22 protein-coding genes are annotated in these 21,127 nt (G+C 51.1%); 11 read left to right on the plus strand and 11 right to left on the minus strand.

The genetic code is table 11. From position 1 onward, the window contains the following. Positions 1 to 39: 39 nt before the first annotated feature. The 3 genes from E3U44_RS14785 to E3U44_RS14795 form a co-directional block, all read right to left on the minus strand. The gene (locus E3U44_RS14785) at positions 40 to 630 is read right to left on the minus strand and encodes an ATP-dependent zinc protease family protein (protein ID WP_134358891.1); all 591 of its coding nucleotides are present in this window, start codon (positions 628 to 630) and stop codon (positions 40 to 42) included. Between the two features lie 85 nt (positions 631 to 715). Further along, on the minus strand, positions 716 to 1,090 hold the full coding sequence (locus tag E3U44_RS14790; protein WP_206054807.1) for a hypothetical protein: 375 nt from the start codon (positions 1,088 to 1,090) through the stop codon (positions 716 to 718). A gap of 10 nt (positions 1,091 to 1,100) precedes the next feature. Further along, on the minus strand, positions 1,101 to 1,850 hold the full coding sequence (locus E3U44_RS14795) for a CDP-alcohol phosphatidyltransferase family protein (RefSeq protein ID WP_134358892.1): 750 nt from the start codon (positions 1,848 to 1,850) through the stop codon (positions 1,101 to 1,103). A gap of 50 nt (positions 1,851 to 1,900) precedes the next feature. Here E3U44_RS14795 and E3U44_RS14800 point away from each other — a divergent pair, with 50 nt between their 5' ends. Genes E3U44_RS14800 through E3U44_RS14810 form a run of 3 tightly spaced genes read left to right on the plus strand, consistent with a single transcriptional unit; the run spans position 1,901 to position 4,397 of the window. After that, positions 1,901 to 2,995 (plus strand): RibD family protein, encoded by a 1,095-nt coding sequence (locus E3U44_RS14800; RefSeq protein ID WP_134358893.1) that lies wholly within the window; start codon positions 1,901 to 1,903, stop codon positions 2,993 to 2,995. After that, positions 2,971 to 4,002, plus strand: coding sequence for a zinc-dependent alcohol dehydrogenase (locus E3U44_RS14805; protein WP_134358894.1), 1,032 nt, complete (start codon positions 2,971 to 2,973; stop codon positions 4,000 to 4,002). The genes E3U44_RS14800 and E3U44_RS14805 overlap by 25 nt, the downstream gene beginning before the upstream one ends. A gap of 14 nt (positions 4,003 to 4,016) precedes the next feature. Continuing rightward, a complete protein-coding gene (locus E3U44_RS14810) occupies positions 4,017 to 4,397 on the plus strand; it encodes a 6-pyruvoyl trahydropterin synthase family protein (RefSeq protein ID WP_134358895.1) in 381 nt (126 codons plus the stop codon). Positions 4,398 to 4,409: 12 nt separating this feature from the next. On the opposite strand, the gene E3U44_RS20115 is transcribed toward E3U44_RS14810, so the two are convergent. After that, entirely contained in the window at positions 4,410 to 4,571 is a 162-nt protein-coding gene (locus E3U44_RS20115) for a hypothetical protein (RefSeq protein WP_240761524.1), read from the minus strand. Between the two features lie 150 nt (positions 4,572 to 4,721). Here E3U44_RS20115 and E3U44_RS14815 point away from each other — a divergent pair, with 150 nt between their 5' ends. Further along, on the plus strand, positions 4,722 to 5,450 hold the full coding sequence (locus E3U44_RS14815; RefSeq protein ID WP_240761526.1) for a glycosyltransferase family 4 protein: 729 nt from the start codon (positions 4,722 to 4,724) through the stop codon (positions 5,448 to 5,450). Between the two features lie 114 nt (positions 5,451 to 5,564). Here the strand turns inward: E3U44_RS14815 and E3U44_RS14820 are convergent, their stop codons facing one another. Further along, positions 5,565 to 6,437: a class I SAM-dependent methyltransferase gene (locus E3U44_RS14820; RefSeq protein WP_134358897.1), complete on the minus strand. Its 873-nt coding sequence runs from the start codon at positions 6,435 to 6,437 to the stop codon at positions 5,565 to 5,567. Between the two features lie 96 nt (positions 6,438 to 6,533). On the opposite strand from E3U44_RS14820, the gene E3U44_RS14825 reads away from it, so the two are divergent. Further along, positions 6,534 to 7,250: a vWA domain-containing protein gene (locus tag E3U44_RS14825; RefSeq protein WP_134358898.1), complete on the plus strand. Its 717-nt coding sequence runs from the start codon at positions 6,534 to 6,536 to the stop codon at positions 7,248 to 7,250. A 5-nt stretch (positions 7,251 to 7,255) separates the two neighbouring features. Continuing rightward, the gene (locus E3U44_RS14830; protein ID WP_134358899.1) at positions 7,256 to 8,014 is read left to right on the plus strand and encodes a DnaJ domain-containing protein; all 759 of its coding nucleotides are present in this window, start codon (positions 7,256 to 7,258) and stop codon (positions 8,012 to 8,014) included. A gap of 26 nt (positions 8,015 to 8,040) precedes the next feature. Here E3U44_RS14830 and E3U44_RS14835 read toward each other — a convergent pair whose 3' ends face one another. Then, positions 8,041 to 9,237, minus strand: a complete 1,197-nt coding sequence (locus E3U44_RS14835) for a hypothetical protein (RefSeq protein WP_134358900.1) — start codon at positions 9,235 to 9,237, stop codon at positions 8,041 to 8,043. A 27-nt stretch (positions 9,238 to 9,264) separates the two neighbouring features. Next, positions 9,265 to 9,804, minus strand: coding sequence for a GlcG/HbpS family heme-binding protein (locus E3U44_RS14840; protein ID WP_134358901.1), 540 nt, complete (start codon positions 9,802 to 9,804; stop codon positions 9,265 to 9,267). Positions 9,805 to 9,924: 120 nt separating this feature from the next. On the opposite strand from E3U44_RS14840, the gene E3U44_RS14845 reads away from it, so the two are divergent. From E3U44_RS14845 to E3U44_RS14855, 3 genes are all read left to right on the plus strand, one after another. Further along, on the plus strand, positions 9,925 to 10,395 hold the full coding sequence (locus E3U44_RS14845) for an SRPBCC family protein (RefSeq protein WP_134358902.1): 471 nt from the start codon (positions 9,925 to 9,927) through the stop codon (positions 10,393 to 10,395). A 151-nt stretch (positions 10,396 to 10,546) separates the two neighbouring features. Then, entirely contained in the window at positions 10,547 to 11,824 is a 1,278-nt protein-coding gene (locus E3U44_RS14850) for a PQQ-dependent sugar dehydrogenase (protein ID WP_134358903.1), read from the plus strand. Positions 11,825 to 11,837: 13 nt separating this feature from the next. After that, positions 11,838 to 12,884, plus strand: coding sequence for a DUF6635 family protein (locus E3U44_RS14855; protein WP_134358904.1), 1,047 nt, complete (start codon positions 11,838 to 11,840; stop codon positions 12,882 to 12,884). A 34-nt stretch (positions 12,885 to 12,918) separates the two neighbouring features. Here the strand turns inward: E3U44_RS14855 and E3U44_RS14860 are convergent, their stop codons facing one another. From E3U44_RS14860 to E3U44_RS14875, 4 genes are all read right to left on the minus strand, one after another. Then, on the minus strand, positions 12,919 to 15,054 hold the full coding sequence (locus E3U44_RS14860; RefSeq protein WP_240761531.1) for a PhoX family protein: 2,136 nt from the start codon (positions 15,052 to 15,054) through the stop codon (positions 12,919 to 12,921). Then, complete coding sequence (locus E3U44_RS14865) at positions 15,020 to 15,574, minus strand: peroxiredoxin family protein (protein ID WP_134358906.1); 555 nt, start codon at positions 15,572 to 15,574, stop codon at positions 15,020 to 15,022. Before E3U44_RS14865 ends, E3U44_RS14860 begins: the two co-directional genes overlap by 35 nt. Before the next feature lie 132 nt (positions 15,575 to 15,706). Beyond that, on the minus strand, positions 15,707 to 16,696 hold the full coding sequence (locus E3U44_RS14870) for an alpha/beta hydrolase (protein ID WP_134358907.1): 990 nt from the start codon (positions 16,694 to 16,696) through the stop codon (positions 15,707 to 15,709). Between the two features lie 21 nt (positions 16,697 to 16,717). Beyond that, positions 16,718 to 18,196, minus strand: coding sequence for an AAA family ATPase (locus E3U44_RS14875; RefSeq protein WP_134358908.1), 1,479 nt, complete (start codon positions 18,194 to 18,196; stop codon positions 16,718 to 16,720). A gap of 28 nt (positions 18,197 to 18,224) precedes the next feature. Between E3U44_RS14875 and E3U44_RS14880 the strand changes: the two genes are divergently transcribed. Next, entirely contained in the window at positions 18,225 to 18,509 is a 285-nt protein-coding gene (locus E3U44_RS14880) for a hypothetical protein (protein WP_134358909.1), read from the plus strand. Between the two features lie 93 nt (positions 18,510 to 18,602). Beyond that, the gene (locus E3U44_RS14885; RefSeq protein ID WP_134358910.1) at positions 18,603 to 20,693 is read left to right on the plus strand and encodes a PAS domain-containing hybrid sensor histidine kinase/response regulator; all 2,091 of its coding nucleotides are present in this window, start codon (positions 18,603 to 18,605) and stop codon (positions 20,691 to 20,693) included. The last annotated feature ends 434 nt before the right edge of the window (positions 20,694 to 21,127 follow it).

Genomic DNA, 21,127 nt, shown 5'->3' on the forward strand with positions numbered 1-21,127 from the left:
TTTATTTTCCAATAGAAGGCTAATCCCAGCGCAAGGGATTTAATTTTGTCGTATTTCGGCTTTTTGATCCGAGGCTTCGTCGGCGGCATATTTTATCAAGCAAGCATCCCATCCTTCATTAGTGAGAAAGGTTTTACTGGGATCAATGAGGGCCACATCCTTCAGAAAGCGACGACCCAAAAGGAGGGGGTAATTTAACTGACTGCGATCAACCAAACTAAACTGGGTCTCGTAGCTCCTGCCATTTAAACAAAACTTCAAGTTAACTACGGGTCGTCTTTTGGCATTGCCCTTATGTCGTTTTATTCTCACATTACGGACCAGTGGCTGCTCCACATGGAGCTGCTCCATCTCTTCCCCTTTCCCCTCCAGCTCAATGATAAAACGCACCCATTCCTCGCCATCTTTCTCAAACCTTTCAATGTCTTCGGCATGTAATGATGAAGTCTTGGCACCGGAATCTAGCTTTGCTTTAAGCTCGGCCCCCCAGGGAATAAGAGCAACTCGCTCCACCCATCCCATGATAATTCGTTCTTTAGCTCCAACGCCTTCACTGCCTGAATTTGCTGCTTCCGATACACCACCCAGTGCCAGCAGCCAGAACACTATTACGCCGCCAAAACGTTGCATAGAACTTCTCAACTTTTTTAAATTTAAGAGAGCATAAATCTTAACAAAAAACGACGACATCCACTGTCAAACATTTGAAAACATACTAATTAATGTTATTAATCATAAAATCCCCTGTTATTAAAAACCTAAATAACGAGGGACTCGGCGCCGTAGGTGCAATAACTCTCTCCAAAACGGGGATAGCCAATAAATAGTCCTTCAACTGAGGGAAAAAATTTGCAACAAAGGCAGAAATAAAGGCAATCACAGTCAAACTTGTGGGTAACAAAAAGACCAATAACTTGCGCCCTACAGGCATCCCATGGACTTGCTGCAGAGCCTCTGAAAGCCGTGCTTCCTGGGCTTGTCTCGAAGTCAACAGTTGGTAAGCAGAAGCTTCACTAGGTACCGGTAGAAAAATCAACTCAGCTAGCATTAACCCGTAAGTGCCTAATATGATGGTCTCGGAAACAGACATTGCTTTAGCGTTAAGATTTTGGAGAGTGAAGGGAGGGTATGAACCGCTCCCTGAACTGATAGAGAATGTCATCCGCAAAAGAGTAGGTTAGAAAAACCAGAGCCAAAGCACTCAATAAATTTTTTGCCGGCAAAGCCAAATGGGGTAGCAGATTCGCTAATAGAACGACCTGCGTCGCTGCACAAACAATCCGGCCGCGAAGATTACCTCCGGCTTTAGGCTTGGGATCATCTGCGGGGATCGCAAAAACTTCCAACAATAAGACATAGCCATAACGATAAAGAGGAAATAAAAGTAACCACACACCTAAACCTCCCACGGTAACTCCTAATACCGCTAGCATAAAAACCAGGGCCTGATCGGTTTCAGCATCAAGAATTGCCCCTTGGGGAGTCCCTCCATAGAGGGTAGCAAGGCGTCCATCCATCCAATCACCAAAAGAAGCTATGATCATCATGACCAAAACCAGCGCTACCGCCCCGCCGCAGGAGGCTATCATCAAACCTGCGATTCCTACCCAAAACCGAAGTAACGTCACCCAATCTGCAGGCGTTCGCCAGGCGCGGAGGAAGTAGGCCAAAAAACCATGACTGCCCATAACCCAAAGAGCAGTTAGGACAATGCCAAAGGCATAGCCAGGGGAAAGCATTTGCAGATAAAATGCTGTCACCGCCAACAGCAAAATGGATATGGACGATTGGAAAATCAAAAACTTGCGATAGCATTTTCGGGAACTATGATCGAGGTGTTGCTCACTCATCGTTAAAAACTCACCACTCCAAAATATAAGCGACAGACGATTTTAGAGCTATGGAATGTGCCGTACTTGACTCCTCGGTCGATGAAATCTGGGAAAGCCTGCTTGATTTTAAGCGTTGGTGCCGAAACGATGTTTCCGCACCAGAGACTCCCTGTGTTTTCTTCTATCCCCATGAAAGCGGGGATCAGACCCCCTTATGGCAGTTCACAGCTAATCTTGAAGTGATAGCAAAAATCAAACCCAAGGCGCTTATTGTTGTTTATTTATCCGCACCCAAGCCGCCTTATCCCCACTTAGACAACCTAACTTTTGGCCCTATTCCAACGCTGCTCGCCTTCGATCCTTCGGCATTATCTTTCGGCGAATCGCCGTGGTGCTATTCACGGGGTCCAGCCCTACCCTGCCACCTCCTGACCGCCTTTCGCCTTTACTTACCTTGTCTCACCGGCCATCATATCGCATCCCAAAACTACTCGCCATGGGTCAGCGGTCACCTGGCACAAACCTTGGACGGTAAAATTGCCGCCGTGAGTGGACATTCCCAGTGGATCAGCAATCATGCCGATCGCAAGCACGCCCACCGCCTCCGGGCCCTTCATGACGCCGTACTGGTAGGCCGCAGCACCGTAGAAAAAGATAATCCGCGGCTCACGGTGCGTGAAGTTCAAGGGGAAAACCCTGATCGGGTGGTTCTCGACCGCCACTGCCATTTACTCGCCGGAGAAAAACTCTACCGGATCTTCCATGAACCGGGAAACAATTGGTTACTCCATTCCAGCAGTCTCGATAAAGTCAAGGAACGCTACCCTATTCCCGAAAAAGTCACGCCGTTGCCGATAAGAGACAAAGAATGTGGTAATAATAGCAAAATCATGGACTTGAAGGCTGTCTTAGAGACGATGTGGGCCATAGGAATACGTTCCGTCTTTGTTGAAGGCGGAGGGAAAACCCTCTCCCTTTTCCTCGCAGCGGGACGTACGGATCTGCTTCATCTTCATATTGCACCGCTGCTGCTGGGCTCCGGCTTGCCCTCATTCCAGTTACCTCCTGTCGACCGTATCCAAGAGGGAACCTATTTTCATATGACCCACTTCTATCTCGATAAGGAAATATTATTGGAATGCCTGCCTCGCCACCGACCCTAGTTCCCTCTAACACCCGGGCCTACTGGGTCGAAATGCCGGGGAGGGGTTCCATTCGCCAGGAATCGCTTTCTTTACCGGCACCGGAGGGTCATAGCCTCATCGAAACCTGGGTAACGGGCATCAGCCCTGGAACGGAGAGATTAGTGGGATTAGGGCACGTGCCTCCTGAGTGCTGGAGCACCATGGAGTGCCCGTCCATGGGAGGCTCATTTGAGCTGCCGGTTAAATATGGGTATTGCCTGGTGGGCCAGGCCATTAACGGCCCTTATGCTGGCCGGCGGGTCTTCACCATGCATCCCCACCAAAATTACGCCATCATCCCGGACGATCGACTGCTGCCGCTGCCGGAAGATTTTCTTCCCCTGCGGGCCACCCTGATCCCCAACATGGAAACCGCCCTGAACGCCATCTGGGATAGTGAATACCAACCTCCGGTGCCCGTTGCCATCGTCGGAGGGGGGATGGTGGGACTGCTCATTGCTTTTTTGCTCAAAACTGCCTGGGACAGCCAGCCTGTGATTATTGAAATTGACAAGCAGCGCCGGCAATTGATTGAAGAACTAGGATGGGGGCTCACTACCCTTGACCCCCAGGCCTCTCCCCGGGAGGCTTTTTCCCTATGCTTTCATAGCTCGGGGCAAGGCTCAGGACTGCAAACGGCGTTAGACAGTGTGGGTTTTGAGGGTCGGGTCATCGAAGTAAGCTGGTTAGGCCATCGCCCCGTATCCCTCCATCTCGGCGGTTCTTTCCATTTCCAACGGAAACAGATTCTTTCCTCTCAAGTGAGCACGATTGCCAAATCCAAGCGGGGGCATCTAACTCACCAACAGCGTTTAGAACAGGTCCTAGTGCATTTGCAAAATCCACTGCTGGATGCTCTCATTTCACAAATCATTAAATTTGATCATCTACCCCTTTTTATGCAGCAACTCTACCATAAAAACCCAGACGGCTTTTCTTTTGCCGTTATTTACCGTCCCTTTGAGCATTACTTTCAGAAAACTTAATTTTTTTTGTACTTATGTATGCCATTGCCGTTAAAGACCATTTTATGATTGCCCACAGTTTGCAAGGAGAAGTTTTTGGCCCCGCGCAAAAGCTTCATGGCGCCACCTATAATGTGACCGCCGAGTTTCGTACCGAGAGACTCAGCCAGGATGGCATAGTCATTGACATCGGCCTGGCTCTCAATGCCCTAAAAGCCGTCCTGGCCTTGCTTAACTATAAAAACCTGGATGAAGAAGAGCCCTTCCGTGGCGTTAATACCACCACCGAATACTTGGCTCACTATATTCACGGCCAACTTGCCAAACGGGTACGGGACTCTTTCCAGGGAACACTGAAAATTACCCTGGAAGAAAGCCATGTGGCCAGGGGCTCCTACGAGGGAACGGTCACTTGAACCATGATTTACCTAATGGCGCCCGCGCCTAAAGCCCGCGTTTCTGGAGGATTCCGGGTCAATGAGGCCCTGTGCCAACGTCTCACCGCCACGGGAGCCGGGGTCGGCATTCATGCTGATGCCGAAGACATACCCGCTAAGATCCAATTCCTCCCCTCCACCGCACCGGCCCATATTGTCCTGGATAGTCTTTACCTTACTGACCTCAATCCAGTTCGCCTAAATCATGCCCTTGCCAAAAGAGACACCCCAACCCGTCTTTATTTTTTGCTCCATTTTCTACCCTGCATGGACCCTGTTCTTTCTGCTACAACACGGAAAGCCTTGCAAGAAAAAGAACGCTACTTATTTACCTTGGCAGATGGGGTACTTGTCCCCGGTTCTATCCTAGCCGATTATTTGAAAAATGAATCTTTATACACTGGCACTATTTATCATTGCCCTCCCGGCATTGAGTTTACCGAACTGGATACCGCCCCATCTGATCTCTGGAATAAGGATCCTTTCCCCCGATTAATAACCGTCGGCACTTTAAGCCCCAGCAAAGGGCAATTAGACATTTTGTCTCACTTACAGCAACTAACTCCTCCCTTTAAAGGCACCTGGAGGTTGCTGGGTGATTTGCATACAGAACCTGAAGTTTACTGTCACTTTCAAAGAAAATTAAATAATAGCAACTTAAAAGAATCAGTCCACTTATACCACAGCGTTCCCCATTCACGCCTCGGCAAATTATTAACCGACGCCGATCTTTTAGTCTCAGCCTCACGCTTTGAGTCTTATGGCATGGCTATTGCTGAGGCGGTAGCAGCGGGTATTCCGGTCTTGGCTTACAGAGTAGGCGAAACCTCGCAGTGGATTAAAGAAGGGGAAAATGGATTTTTAATTCCAGTGGGGGATCAAAAAAATTTTAAATCAACCCTGACAAAATTACTTCACCATCCCAAAGAACTTTATCTGTTAAAGAAGCAAGCACAGAAGATTAAAGAAAAAACTTTCTTGCCAACCTGGGAAATGGCTTTCCAGTATTTTTTAGAAGCCTTGGGAGAGTGATTATACTTGGACCAGACACCTATCTCATACCAATTTAATCAAAGAAAGAACGCTAACTTCCGGTGCGGATATCATCTATTTCAGCGAACACAAACCACACTTCTGATGTCCTAACTACATCCTCGCCAACACATCCCGATGAGGAACCAACAATGAAAGTTCTTGCTGATACGCCTGCTGCCGTTTTTGCGCTAACCATTGTTGGAATGAATTCCTCTGCCGAGTATCGGTTCCCATCCATGCAGTCATTGCCTTTTCGAAAAAATCGAGTTTTGCCAGGAGAGCACCCGTTTGCAGAGGGGATATTTCCCAAACGGAGGGGCCGCTTTCCACCTTAAAGCCATGCTCCAGGAACAATTCCTCCATCCACTGCCCACAATGGGCTGCCATGGCCCGGCCAAAATGCTGGGGCCGGTGCATATGCTCTTCGTAACGCCGACACCAGTATTCCGTTTCTTTATCAGTCGGATCAAAACAAAGGCCTCGATCCAGGTTGAGGGTAAATAAAAACAGGGGGAAAGGTTTTCCCCAGGCCTGGCGAAATAGCTGGAGTAACCGCTGAAATTGATCGGCGCTTAAGAGATCGAAGACGGCATTGGCAAGGACCAGCTCAAAGGAGTGGCTATAAATAGGGCAATTCGGATCTAAGAAATTCCCTCTCACAGGATGGATGGCTTTGGGGATAATATTATTGCCCTCTTCTTCTCCCACACCCTTAACAAACCGAGGAAGCTGCTTTAGAAGCCCAGCATCCCGCTCCACCAACCACCACTGGGCCGGGGGAGGCAAAAGGCGACAGTAATAGCCAACATTAGCCCCGGCACCGGCTCCTAGATCCAAAACCCGAAGCCTCTCACCCGCCGATAGCTGACTTAAAGCTTGGGCTTCAAGATGCCGATTACGGGCTGTTGCATCCAGTGGATATCGGAGCAAAAGCCAATCAATATGGGCCTTTTGATAAGATTTCTGCAAATGATTGGTATTCATTGAAACCTACGCCATCACTTTGCGCCTAATAACAATAAGAAACTTACTTATTTACACGCTAAACCGTTCCCTATCTTATTGTATTATCCTAAGACTATGACAGAAAAAGCAGGCAAATCACTTCAACCAGAAGCCCGCAGCACTGAAGTGGATGCGTTCCTTAAAAAAGTCGCGGCCATGCCCCGGATTAAATCCAGTGGCCGCTATGGCCGCCTCATCTTCGCCATGGATGCCACCGCAAGCCGGGAACCCACCTGGGACCGAGCTTGCCATCTCCAGGCCCGGATGTTCCAGGAAACGGCCGCCCTGGGTGGGCTTGAAATCCAGCTATGTTATTATCGGGGGTTTAAAGAATTTTTCGCCAGTCCTTGGGTCCGCCACTCCGATGCGCTCCTGAAACAGATGACTGCCGTGAGTTGCCTTGGTGGCTACACTCAAATTGAAAGGCTATTGCAGCATGCCCGGAATGAAGCCCGAAAACAAAAAGTCAACGCCTTGGTTTTCGTGGGCGATTGCATGGAAGAGAACGTGGATCGTCTCTGTCATATTGCCGGTGAGCTTGGGGTTCTAGGCATACCCGTCTTTGTGTTTCAGGAAGGCTATGACCCCCTGGCGGAACAGGCCTTTCGGCAAATAGCCCAATTAACCCAGGGCGCCTATTGCCGCTTTAATGCCGCCAGCGCGGAGCAATTGCGTGATCTATTAAGCGCCGTGGCAGTCTATGCCACCGGAGGACGGCATGCCTTGGAAAACTTTAGCCAGCGCCAAGGTGGAGTGACCTTGCAGCTCATTCATCAAGTCAAAAAAGATTAGTCAACGTGCGTCCTGCTGTTCTGCTTGCTTTGCTGGTCCTCATTGGGGCCATTTTACTACGCCGCTGGATTGACCAAACCCCGCGCCCGGTGGTAATCCAGTATATGCGCCGGGCCGGTATTGCACTGGCTATCGGCCTTTTCTTATTTCTTATGGCCACAGGCCGACTGCCCTGGGTGATGGCACTGTTAGGCGCCCTAGCGGCAGGGGTTGCACGGCTGTTGCCCTTACTCCGCTTTGTTCCCCTGTTGCAACGGTTATGGGCTTACCAGCGCGTCAATACCGGTTTTGGGAATGCCGGCTCCGGAAGTGCCGCCCCTCACCGTTCTACCGTGGAAGCACGGTTTGTGCGCATGACCCTGGATCACGAGACTGGAGAGATGACAGGAGAAGTGCTGGCAGGCAGTTTCGCCGGCAAATCCCTGGACACCCTAGGCCTACCGGATCTGGCTCAGTTGCTTCTGGAATGTCAGGCGACAGATGAAGAATCGGCGGCCCTAGTACGGGCCTATTTGGAGCGGGTCTACGGAGAAGATTGGCAAGACCAAGCCAATGCCAAAACCCAGCAAGATCACCCCTCCGGTAATGGGGGAATGTCACCGGAAGAGGCCTATCAGATCCTAGGCTTGGCGACCGGCGCCAGTGAACAGGAAGTCGTTGCCGCCCACCGCCGGCTCATGCAGAAAGTCCACCCGGATCATGGAGGATCCGATTATCTTGCTGCCAAAATTAACCAAGCCAAAGACCTCTTGCTGGGGAAATAAACCCCGCCATTTTGAACCTCTATGGTTTACTCCCCGGGACGGGCTGAAATATTTTGCTGAATAGGGCCTATTCTCCGAATCCAGGGGTTGTATTTTTTCCAAGGGTCGGGAAGTGCTTGCAGAGCTTGCGAAGCGGAGGCAATATTCTCATAAACGCCAGTGACCACCCTATGCCGATACCATCCCCCCTCAGCAGTATGGAAATGGACCGAATTCGGAGGAGGCGGATAACGCTCAATAAAATCCGCCAGCCACGCCTCATTGATTGCAGTTAACAATTGCAGCGTATAGTGTTCAGGCGGTTGGCCGAGCAACCAATTAGCGTTATGCAAGCTAGGCCCCAAACGGCTAATCTCCTCTCTCAGCAGCGACTTTTGCTCAAGAGCACTGACCCGCTGCTCTAACTGCCCCATGGAAGCATTTAAGCCGACTGTTTTTTGCTTAAGATCGCTCCATAAACGGTTATGTTGGATAAGCGTTTCTTGAACTGCTTCCAGTTCCCCACTGGTTTGAGCGTCTTGCGGTTGGGTTTGTGCAATCTGGGCTTGAAGCTCATTTTGGGCCTGGTCCGCCTCATTCAACTGGCCTATTAATGTTGCCGACGCTGGACCTTCCATAGGCACTTGGGCCGCTAATTTTTTAGTATGATTGAGATGCAACCAAACCCCAGCAACTGGCCAGAGAGCTACGGCAATCCCTAGCACCCAGAAAAATTTATGGGAGCGGGAGATATGCTTATCCGTTCGAGCTCCAAGCGCCCTAAGTTGCGAGGCCTGATTGGCGGACTTGTTTTCAAGCTTGGTGGTCCGGGTATTTAATTCATCTGAATCGGCTTTTAAGGCGTCCAATTGGACTGCCAGCTCGTCTTTAGAAGTGGTCAGACCGCTGACCTTTCGTTCTAGAGTCGTTGCCGCACCTAAGGCCTCTTCCACTTTAGTGGCCAGATCGCCGGTCTTGGTCTGAAGCTCCTGGGTCTCGGAAGCAAGTTGGCGAGTGCTGGTCTCCAGGGTGTCGGAGCGGCCCTTCAGGGCCCCAAGCAGGGACTCCGCGCTATCGCTCTTTTGGGTCAACTCACCGATTTTAGTGTTCAGCTCTTCAGTACGGCGAGTTAATTCCTGAGTTGTCGCCTTAAGAGAACGGCTTTGCTCATCAAGGGTGGCCGTTTTGGCTGCTAACTCATCCGTTGTGGAAATCAGCTCTTCAGCTTTCTTATTCTCATCCATAGCGGTAACCTCTTCTGCCCACAGCTACTAATTATTTTCTTTATAGGGATCTGCACCCAAACTTTCTAAACCGGCGCGGGCGCAGTTCTCATCTAAAATAGCCCCGGGAGCGCCGCCTACACCAATACCGCCCACAATTTCACCCCCTATCTTGATGGGCAGCCCTCCCCCAAGGATCAAAATAGATTCATTCATATCTCTTAGTGCTTGAATTTCTGGCGTTTGGGCAATGAGCCGCGCTAGCTTTTGAGTCGGTTCCCGCAAGCTTGCAGCCGTGTAGGCCTTACCCCGGCTACTATCAACGGTATGGGCGCCGGCGCCATCCCCTCTTAGCAGCGCTACCACAACGCCAGCCCCATCCACTACCGCAGCACTGACTCGATAACCTTCTTTCTTACACTGATCAACCGCAGCAAGTGCCGCCTTATTGGCCAAAGCAAGGGGCAATACGGATTGCTTTGGAAGCTCTTCTGCGAAGACCAAACTATGGGCACCAACGGCCCCACCCAATCCAAGAATTATTAAAGAACGAAGGACTCTAATCTTTAATGTTATTTTGCCCATCATAGGATTCTCCCCAATGACTTTCCAGATACCGCCATTCTAATACCCCTCTCTAGACGAGTGAACTCCTCTTGAGATTAATACCCCATTTGCTAGTTTTAAAATATGTGAGGAGAAAACACGATGATTAAAGCCCAATCAAGCATTCTTGTTGATCGCCCATTGGCGCATGTCTTCCGGTACGTCTCCGTTGATTTTTTCGAAAATTACCCCAAATGGTCCCCCGAGGTGATCGAACTTGAAAAGATAACCAGTGGCCCAGTGAGAGCAGGGACCCTGGCCAGACAGGTACGCATAGATAGCGGTCGTCAAACGGAATCGACTTTTCAGGTGGTTGAGTATCAACCGCCACGACGGATATGGTTTGAAAGCACATCAAGTCCCCATTATCGAGCACTCTATGATTTCGAACCCATAAATGAAACTACCCGGGTCTGCTTTACCTTCGAATTGAAACTAGAGCTTTTTATGAGACCCTTTGAAAGTGCTATCGCCTACTCGGTCAAGGCAGGTAGCGAAAGCGTAGTTTCTAACCTAAAACAGCTACTCGAATCAGGGAAGCGTTTTCAATCCACAACGACTCCTGCGCTCTAAGGAGGTCGCCTGAGAATGAATTGCTCCTTCTCTGGGAGTGGCAATTTTCTCTCCCCTCACCTATCCTGTCCCCTTAACCGCCCACAGTGTTGTTCCAGCTCATCCCTAAAATAAACGATGAATGAATATCACCTCCTCTTGGAAAAGTTTCATGGCAAAAAGACGAAATGACCTCCCCGTTTGGGGAGCCTTCATGCTATTATTCTGGACCTCGATTTCTACTGCCGCGCTAGCACAACCTGCTTGTGATCCAGATAACGGGGGACTCATCTTACCCAAAGGCTTTTGCGCGCTTATTGTAGCGGATCAAGTGGGCCAAGCGCGCCATTTGACGGTTGCCCCCAATGGGGATGTATTCGTTGCCATCGGTACAACCGATAGGCCAGGCGGAGTCCTGGGGCTGCGGGATACGACGGGGAATGGCGTTGCCGACATAAAGAAGCGTTTTGGTAGCGGCTCTGGAGATGATGTGGAGTTTCATGGCGGCTATCTTTATTTCTCTACCCATGACACCGTCATACGCTATCCATGGCGTGCCGGAAATTTAGAACCTGCGGGGGCAGCCGAGACCATTGTCCAAGGACTGCCAGCAGCGCATGGTCATCGGGCTAAAAGCATCGCTTTCGGGTCTGAGGACAAGCTTTATGTCAATATTGGCTCCCCCTCCAACGCCTGTCAAAAACAAGACCGGGCTGCGGGTTCGCCGGGAAAAGATCCTTGCGATGAACTCAATACCCGCGCTGGAATTTGGCGCTTTGACGCCCATCAGTCCCATCAGGATCAACAAGATGGCGCTCGCTTTGCCACCGGCCTTCGCAATACGGTTGCCCTTGCGGCGCGCCCCCAAGACGGCGAACTCTATGGGGTGATCCACGGACGGGATCAGTTAAATCTGTGGCCTCACTTCAACGAGACCCAGAATGCGGAAAAGCCCTCAGAAGAGCTGGTGCGTATCGAAGAAAATAGTGATTTTGGCTGGCCCTACTGCTACCATGACCCGGCGCTAAAGCAAAAAGTCTTAGCCCCCGAATACGGGGGAGATGGAAAAACGGTGGGCCGCTGTCAAGAGAAACAAAATCCGTTGATGGCCTTTCCCGCCCATTGGGCTCCCAATGGCTTGCACTTTTATTCCGGCAACCAGTTCCCGAAAAAATATCAGGGAGGTGCATTCGTTGCCTTTCACGGTTCTTGGAATCGGGCCCCATTGCCCCAAGGCGGCTATCATCTTGTCTTCGTGCCCTTCAAGGAAAAAGAACCTGCTGGCGCCTGGGAGGTGTTCGCTGAGGGTTTTGCCGGTCAGCACAAGGATCCCCGTGCTGCGGCCCACCGCCCCGTAGGAATCGCTGAAGGGCCGGATGGTTCCCTCTATGTCAGCGATGACCAAGGGGGACGTATCTACCGTATTCTCTATAGAGCCTGCGATTGCTAGTCGCCGCACTTCAATGAGTCAGTTACCGCAACAAGCCAATCCGATTGATGGGACACCCACGGCGGCAGTAGAGAACAGGGTCGATTCTAATTTCTCAACAAATCTCCTGGATAAGAAGATTGCCGAAACTATTATCGAAGACTCTATTCGCCGTTACTTTGCCAAACGACGCTCCCTGGTGACAGGGTTTGTAGACCGGCACTTCAGCTTCAAGGGCACTCTCCGTCTACACCGCCGCGCCCTCGGATGGGATCTCTTGGTGGCCCCCGTCAATATGCTCCTGGTCATTCCCAAGGCTGGCGCCATGTTAAGCGCTGCTGGACTGAGATGGTTTGGTGCATACCGGTTGGCAGACTGGTTAGCAGGACGGCAATTATTTCTGGAAACCAATGTGGCCAGGGAAATCACCTGGCTGCTCCACACGGAGCTCCTAGAACTGCCCTATCCACAGGGGACGCGGCAAAGCACGCGGGATGCCCTGGCCGAGGAAATTCTTGCCGATCCCAGAGTTGCAGACGCTCTTGAAGTAGTCCTGGCTGCAGCCTCACAGCGGCTGGGAGACACTGAAGCCCAGCAGCGGCTCACCACTACCCTTGAGACCTATTGCGGCGCCCGTGCTGCTGCCGCAGATATTACCAATGCCTTATTATTGTTAGGCACTGGAGCTCTGACGGTGAAACAAGTAACCCTAGGGGCTTTATCCCTCGGGCCTGCCGCGGCAGCTTTGGTTGCCCAGCAGATGGCTATCGCTGCTTTCCCCTTAGGCGCAAGCCTAGGCGGGATCTGGTACCGTATTTTTCCAGCCTCCCCATCGGCCGAATTGATCATTGGGTTAACTATTACCATTATGGCAATCACGGCCTGCATTGCCGCCCTCTCGGGCGTACTCGCCGACCCCCTGCAGCGTCTACTCGGCTTTCATAAACGCCGCTTGCTAACCCTCATAAATAGTCTCGAAAAAAATTTTATGGAAAGGAAGCAATATCCCTATGAAGTCCGGGATCACTATGCAGCACGTCTCGTTGATCTTTTCGAAACGGCCAACCTGCTTTTACGGTAACGCTCTTAAAAAGGACCATTTTCTGAGACGGGCATCAGCTGCCAATTCTGCCCCCATCGTTTCTGGTTATGGCAATGACACTAGGCCGCGGAGGCCGGCCCTTACCCTCAGGCCAATCACTGACCCCTTTGCGGAGAGTGCCCCCCTCTCCCGGATGTTGAATACTGACAAAGAGAGTCCGGTTATCCGGAGTAAATTCCGGACCACACACCTCGCACCCTTGGGGACCACTCAGGAACTGACGCACCCATCCCCTGTTCTTACCTGCCGTGGGCACTCCATAGAGGCCATTGTTAATAGGCTTGGAGAGGTTTAGGGCATCAGGTCTACCATCCGTAGCGATCCATAAGTTGCCTAAGCGGTCGAAGGCCAAATTATCCGGGGAGCCGAGGGGGCTAACCTGGGAGGCAGCCGGATAGCCCCCAAAATAAGTATCCTGGGGACCGATCTCCGCACCGGTCAATGACGTTAGGAACTTGCCTTCTGGATGAGAAGGGTTACCGCAAAGAATAAAGATCTCCCAGCTAAAGGTCAGTGCCGTAGGATCATGGGAATGTTCGGTCATTTCAATAATATGCCCCCATTTGTTCGGGGTACGCGGGTTTTTGGCATCCGCTGTGCCCGCAATCCGGCGGCCATTGAAAGTATTCACTTCCGCACCGCGCCAAGAATTGTTAGTCAAGGGGACATAAATTTTGCCATTGACTGGATTAGCTTCAATATCTTCAGGTCGATCCATGGGAGTCGCCCCCACCAGATCAGCGGCTCGCCGGGTATTAATCAATACTTCCGCTTGGCTGGTAAAACCATGATCCTCATCAAGGGGAGTCTGCCCAAACACCAACGGCAACCACTGCCCCGTGCCATCATCCTGAAAACGGGCCACATAGAGGGTGCCCTTATCCAGTAGGGTCAAATTATGGGCACGGTTCTGGGGATCGTAGGCCTTATCGCTCACGAATTTGTAGATATACTCAAAGGGTGTATCATCGCCAGAGTAGACCGCCACCTGGCCTTCCGGCGCCACCATCACATTCGCTCCTTCACGTTTAAACCGGCCCAGGGCGGTTCTTTTCTTAGGAGTAGAATCAGGGTGATAGGGATCGATTTCAACGACCCAGCCAAAACGAAACGCCTCAGTGGGATGTTCAGCCACATCAAAGCGCTTATCAACCAACTCCCAGCCCCGGGAACTCAACCCCCTCGGCAGGGGCAAACGCCCATGAAAGACCGCATATTTCTTTAATTCTGGTCTCTTTTCTCCCTCTTTCTCCGCCTGTTTTTTTAACCCATCAAGATGGCCAAAGTATTGATCAAAATTTTCCTCACAGGTCAGTAATGTTCCCCAGGGAGTTTTGCCGCCAGCGCAATTATTCAAGGTGCCCAAAACCTTTTTACCGGAAGGATCGGCCGCCGTTTGTAGTAAACTATGCCCGGCAGCCGGTCCAGTCAGCTCCATGGGAGTTTCCCCCGTAATCCGACGATTAAAGGGGGAATCCTGCTTAAAATACCATTGGCCATCCCGCCGAATCACTTCGACGATGGAAACTCCGTGGGCTGCTTTCATGACTGAAACTACGGCGGGAAATTGACGCAGGAAATCGGTCCGGACCGGAGCATCGTCGCCAGGCCAACCAGGGAACATGAGCTCCTCGGAGGTAAACTCATGGTGGGTAGCTAATAATCCCCGGGAGGAATGGGATTGGAATAAGGAGAAAAAACTGTTGAAATCGCAATTATAACCAAATTGCTTCGCCTGAAGTTCCGCCCCCTGGGGAGTCAATAAAATATCGAGATGCCCGGTGTCTAGATCCGGGACCCCAGAAAACAGGGCCTTACCCCAGGAAAGCAGTACCCTGGCCTGATAACCCTCCGGCACGATGACTTTATCGGCACTGCTGCCAGCAATAGGCGTAAACCCTAACCCCCCTTTAGGGGCTGCCTGCACCCCTTCTGGGGTCCAGAGGGAAGGGAGCAAGGAAAGCACGGGAGCGGCCGCCACTACCCCGACTCCCTTGAGCACGGTGCGTCGCTTGAGGCGGCGCTCGAGAATGTTCCTAATGGATTCCCCTGGGGTCAGAGGCTCCGCCTGCGAGGTTAGAATGCTGCGATCTTCCTCCACGTTATCAGAGCATCTAAGCGGTGCATTTCTCTTCGTCGCAACCACCACCCACCGCACGCCCCTCTTCAGGGCTGGATGGTTCAACCGCAGCTGTCTTGGCTTCGCTGATAAGGGTCGCAATATCCGCCCCTATCCCCATATCGTCATCGCGACCAAAACTATGCTTGCGGATGCAGCCCTTGTGATCAATCAAGATCAGGGTGGGAGTTCCGTGCATCCCATAGGCCCGCATCGTCAGGGGGGGTCCTGACTGCCCGTCCGGCTGGTCAACCCCGATAGGAAAGGTATAACGATACTCGTGAATAAAGGCTTCAAGGGCCTGGGGGGTCACCACCTCATGGTGCTCGAACACCGTATGCAACCCAATTACGGCGACCTCATTGGCATCAAAAGTGTTATAAATTTTCTGGGTTTGAGGCAAACCATGGACCACACACCCCGGGCAAAGCATTTGAAAAGCATGTATAACCACGACCTTTCCACGAAGGTCAGCCAACTGCAAGGGCTGGCTGGTATTAAACCATTGGACGATATTCCAATCAGGCGCCAAAGTTCCGCTAGACCGCATATCCCACCTCTTCAAATCTCTCTATATATTGTGGATGAATTAACCGTTTATCCTAGAAACGGCAGTTTCTAGATTATGCCAGGGTAAATTACCCCCAAGCAATTGACCGTCCCAGCTTAGGATTAACAGGTCCTAGTCAGTTTGCGCCAGCAACGGCAAACATCCGGCTGGGGTGTTAGAGCTAAATACCCGGGAGGGGGCCTGCAACCATTCAGCCAAGTCTTGCCAAACTCGTTCAGCCTCCCGATCCCGCAACAGCATATGGTAACCCTCTGGGTAAAAAGCTGCCGAACGGGGTCCAGGGATTTCTTCCAGAAGACGACAAACCGGCTGTTTAGGTATAACTTGATCCTGGTTTCCATACAACACCAGGGTAGGCGTATAGAGCTGAGAGATGGCCGCCCGAGCCTTATCCATGAGATGAACCACCCCATAAAGGGCATCGATGCGGGTTTTTTTTATCACCAAAGGATCATTACGCATTTGCCTCAGCATTTCGTTATTATCTGAAGCTCTAATCTTCAGACCTCGCCCACTTACCCTCAACCAGGGTACCGTATGGGCTGACACCCATAATACTGAGCGGTAAAACCTATTCATACTTTGCCCTCCCCAAACCGCCGGAGCGACTAAGATCAAGCGCTCCACGGGGGGTGCATCCGGAGCGGTCATCGCCACCATAGCGACAGCCCCCCCCATGCTTTCCCCTAAAAGATAAAGGGGCTGATTCCGATATTGGGCGCCCACGGCTTTGATAAAGGCCTTAAGATCACTAGCAAGTAACTCAACACCAGGCCAGATTCCCCGCTGACGAGTAGCGCCAAATCCTCGCTGATCATAGGCATAGACGGCCACGCCATGTTGCGCTAAGTAAGTCCCAACCGCCTCAAAAGCGTGGCTGTAATCATTAAATCCATGAATGGCAACCACCACGGAGGTTGCTTTCTCCTCCGGGAGCCAAGCGCGCATGGGAAGGATTTCACCATCTGCGGTAATAAACCGCTTCGCCCCAAGTCTTGGCATTTGCACCGGCTCACCTGGACGTTGCATGCGGGGGACACACCCCACTAACGCTAACAGCAATAAAAGCAACAACATACTACCAAGGACTCGAAGTAACATGGCATATCCTTAAGCAAATAATTAATCACACGGCACTGTCCGCTCAGCCGCCCAGGACCGCAAATAGGCAATCTTCTCCGCCATCGTCACTGATAATGGCCGTGTCAGCGCAATCTCAGCGGCAATGGTTTGGGTATTCAGGGTGAGATTTTGTGCATGGGCGGAGTAATAGGCGGAAACAATCACCTGTTCGATTTCTGCACCGGAAAACCCTTCGCTCATCACCGCAAGAGAGGGAATATCAATCGCCGCTCCATCCCCATTTCGGTTAACTAAATGAATACGGAAAATGGCTTCACGGGCAGGTTGATCCGGTAAATCAACAAAAAATATCTCATCAAAGCGACCTTTGCGGACCAGTTCCGGTGGCAAAGCCTCAATATCATTAGCAGTTGCAACGATAAATACAGGAGTTTTTTTCTCTGCCAACCAAGTCAATAAAGTTCCTAGCACACGGCGCGAGGTGGCGTTGTCCGAGCCATCCGTGGAGACCCCCTTTTCAATCTCATCAGCCCACAACACACAAGGGGCCATGGCTTCAGCAGTTTTTAGGGACTCCCGCAGGTTGCGCTCAGTTTCACCAAAGAACTTATTATAAAGGGTGCCAAAATCGAGCCGCAACAACGGAATGCCCCAAGTCCCCGCAACTGCCTTTGCGGCCAAGCTCTTACCGCATCCTTGCACGCCTAGTAGTAAAATCCCCTTTGGCGCCCCAAGATGGGGCGGCGGCAAACCCTCCGTTACGGGGCGGCGGCGCTGCTCAAGCCAGTGCTTAAGTCGCTTAAAACCGCCGACATCGGAAAAACGTGCCGTATCATACTCAAAGGTAAGGACCCCTTGCTGATTGAGAAGCTCATATTTGGCCTTCATTACCCGCTGCAGATCACTTTGGGTAATCGCCCCGTCATTAAAAATGGCATTGCGAGCTAACCGCTTAGCATCTCTATAGGTTAAGCCAGACAAGTTACTCACCAGCATTTGAAGGGCCTGTGGATCGGCCTTAACTGATTGGCCGCTGTGGTGGAGAGACCACTCTCTGGCCACCTCTCGCACTAGGGCATGCAGTTCTGATGGGTTAGGCAAAGTCAACACGGCCCGGGCTGAAAATTTTTGTAATTCTGGCGGAATATCAAGATGATGGCTCAACAACACCAGCGTGTGTTTCCTCACTTCACAAGTGAGGGCAATATCCTTTAATAAGCGCACATGGAGGGGATCCTCCAAATAGGGGTGAAAATCAGCGAGAATAAAAAGACCTGGCAGGGAAACCGCCTTAATATGCTGCAGAACATCGAGCGGTTGACTATTATGGCGTTGGGGAGCGTAATCCTGGTCGAGACGTCTCAAACCTTCGGTCACACTCCATTTAAACACCGGCCTAGCCAAGCGCCGTGTAATTTGGGTTAATAGTTCTACAGCACGCAGTTCTTCATGGGTTTCAATAACGATGATAGGGATATGGGATTTAATCAAAAGTTCGATATCGTAATGATCGCTCATTGTGTGCTATTCAAGTATTTGATCCATCTTGGTTGAAAATTTATCGGTAGCAAAAAAATCGGCTGAAGGTATCCTTAAATTCTGTTTCCCCCGAACGACTGTTTTTCAGCTTTCAAAAATCAAACACTTCGAAGTGAAACTTTATCGCCAAATTGCCAAGATCCTATGTTTTGATTTAAAGGGGATTTATCTATTTAGGAGCGAGGCAGCAGATCGTCATGAAAACTCAAGGAAAAAATTTGCCCATGATCCTGAATGTCAACGCCTCACCGGTAACCCGAGCGCCCATGAGTTACTACAACTCCCCCTCTAGGTTAACCTGTCGAAAACAGCCCCGCCCAATGAACGCCCTCTGCACTACAAGCCCTGCCGAAATGGCCACGAAATTTCTCCCCAGGAACTTCCCATGCAATATGCCGCGGCCCATGGCGTGGAAGTCCGGGATTCAGAATTTGATCTGGTCTTCAATGACGGCTCGGCAATCAGCGTCTATGGTTACGCCTCCCCCTTCTTTGATGGACAAGGCCAAGTTCGGGGGTGCGTAGGCGCGTTCATGGACATTACCGAGCGCAAACAGGCTGAGGAAGCCCTAAGCGAGATCCGGCGGCGGCAGAGCGCGGTTATTCAAGCCAGCAATGCCAGCTATTATGAGTTTGCCACCGACCTCAGTTGGGGGAGCATCGATAGACGATTCGCCGAAATGCTGGGGTACTCCTTAGATGAGATACCCCCTGTGCCGGAGCGTTGGGATTGGTGGAAGCAGCGGCTGCACCCTGAAGATCGCGAACAGACCCTACAGGCTTATCATGATTTTGTTCAGGATTTAATTCCCGTCCTCCGCCAAGAGTACCGCCTGCGGCACAAGGATGGTTCATGGCGGTGGTGGCGGGTGGTCAGCACCACGGTAGAACGCAATTCCCAGGGATACGCCACCGCCATCGCCGGATTAATTTTTGATATCACTGAGCAACGGCAGACTGAAGAAGCCCTCCGGGAAAGCGAGGAGCGCTTCCGAGTTATGGCCGAAACGGTGCCAGACATTATCTTCACCAGCCGCCCGGATGGCTCCAGAGACTATATCAATCCCCGCTTTTACGAATACACCCAGCTCGCTCCCGAGTCAGCAGAGGGATTTGGCTGGATGGCGGCCCTCCATCCGGATGACTTGGAACAGGTAAAAACCCGCTGGAAACATTCAATGGAAACCGGTGAGCTATTTGAAGCCCAATATCGACTTCGCGATGGCAACGGCCGCTACCGCTGGTTTCAGGGCCGCGCCCATCCCATCCGCAATGAAACCGGTCAGATTACGAAGTGGTTCGGCGCCTGTTCCGACATTCATGATCTGGTCCACGTTCAAGAAACACTCAAAGAAACTGACCGGGGTAAAAATGAATTCCTAGCCATGCTAGGCCATGAGCTGCGTAACCCCCTTGCCCCTATCTGCAATGCGGTGGAGCTTATGCGGATGCACCTTCATAATCCAGCTATTCAGAGTAAGGGTATTGATATCATTGATCGGCAGGCCAAACACCTGACCCGCTTGGTGGATGATCTGCTCAATGTGGCCCGGATCGTCACTGGGAAAATCAATCTTAAAACCCAACCGGTAGAGCTTAAAGAGGTGGCCATGCAGGCGGTTGAAACCACTCAGCCTGCCATTGAAACGGCTCACCATGAACTCACCCTGTCATTCCCGGCGCAGCCACTTAAAGTGGAGGCGGACCCTGTGCGGTTAGTGCAAATCGTCGCTAATTTGCTCAACAATGCGGTTAACTATACTCCACCAGGCGGCCACATCCACTTGCAGGTAACCCAATCCCAAGAGGGCGAGGCGGTCATCCAGGTACGGGATAATGGAGTCGGGATCTTGCCCGAGAAACTCCCCTATATTTTTGATGTCTTCACTCAGACTGGCCGCTCCTTGGATCAAGCCCAAAGCGGTCTGGGGCTAGGACTAACTCTGGTCCGCCGTTTAACTGAGATGCATGGGGGAAAAGCTTCCGCATTTAGTGAAGGCCCCGGACGAGGAAGTGAGTTTACTATCCATCTGCCGCTTATTCTGAACCCCCCTTCTCAGGAATCCCCCCCCGCCCCCAGCACCGCGCAGAGTCAAGGTTTGCGTCGCATCCTGGTAGTCGATGACGAACCAGATGTCCGCGCTTCCTTTACCCTGCTGCTGGAAGCTTTGGGGCACAAAGTCAAAATGGCGCCTGATGGCCTCTCTGCCATTGAAGCGGCGCAAAATTTCCAACCTGAGGTGGTATTCCTAGATATTAGCATGCCGGGTATAGATGGTTTTGAAACAGCCCACCGTCTTCGGAAGAGACATTCCCGAGAAGAAATGATGTTGATTGCATGGACTGGCCATGATTTAGAAGGATACCGGGATCGCGCCGAGCAGGCGGGTTTTGATCACTACCTGTTAAAACCCATAGATATCCACCTAGTGGAAACACTACTTGCCTCACGCCTTCCTCAAGAGGGTGCTGGCTAGAGCATCAGCTTTCACGGAGACAAAGGAAAATAGAGACATTGAACAACCTAGATTCGGTTTTTAGCCGCCAATGCACGCGAATAAACGCTTCAAAAAATGCTTTGAATAATTTTCTGACGGGTCAACACTGGCCTGTCTTTAAGCTCTTGAAATATTTGCGTTCATAGGTGATAAACTATTAATTTTAAGAAAACTACGACTGTTCTAAAAAGTGGGAGGATACCATGAACCCCTTAAATTCTATTCTGGGCACGATTATTTCCGGGTTCGTCCTGGCGGCAGTGCTGACTTTCATTATCAAAATAATAGCAGGCGGCTAACCTGCTTTTTTTACCACCAAGACACCAAGAACACGAAGATGAAGGAAAACTTCTTAATCCATTCTAGTTTTTAATTTCTTTGTGCCTTTGTGGTGATCTCGTGAATTATTCGGG

The organism is Nitrosococcus wardiae (assembly GCF_004421105.1).
GTDB classification, from domain to species: Bacteria; Pseudomonadota; Gammaproteobacteria; order Nitrosococcales; family Nitrosococcaceae; genus Nitrosococcus; species Nitrosococcus wardiae.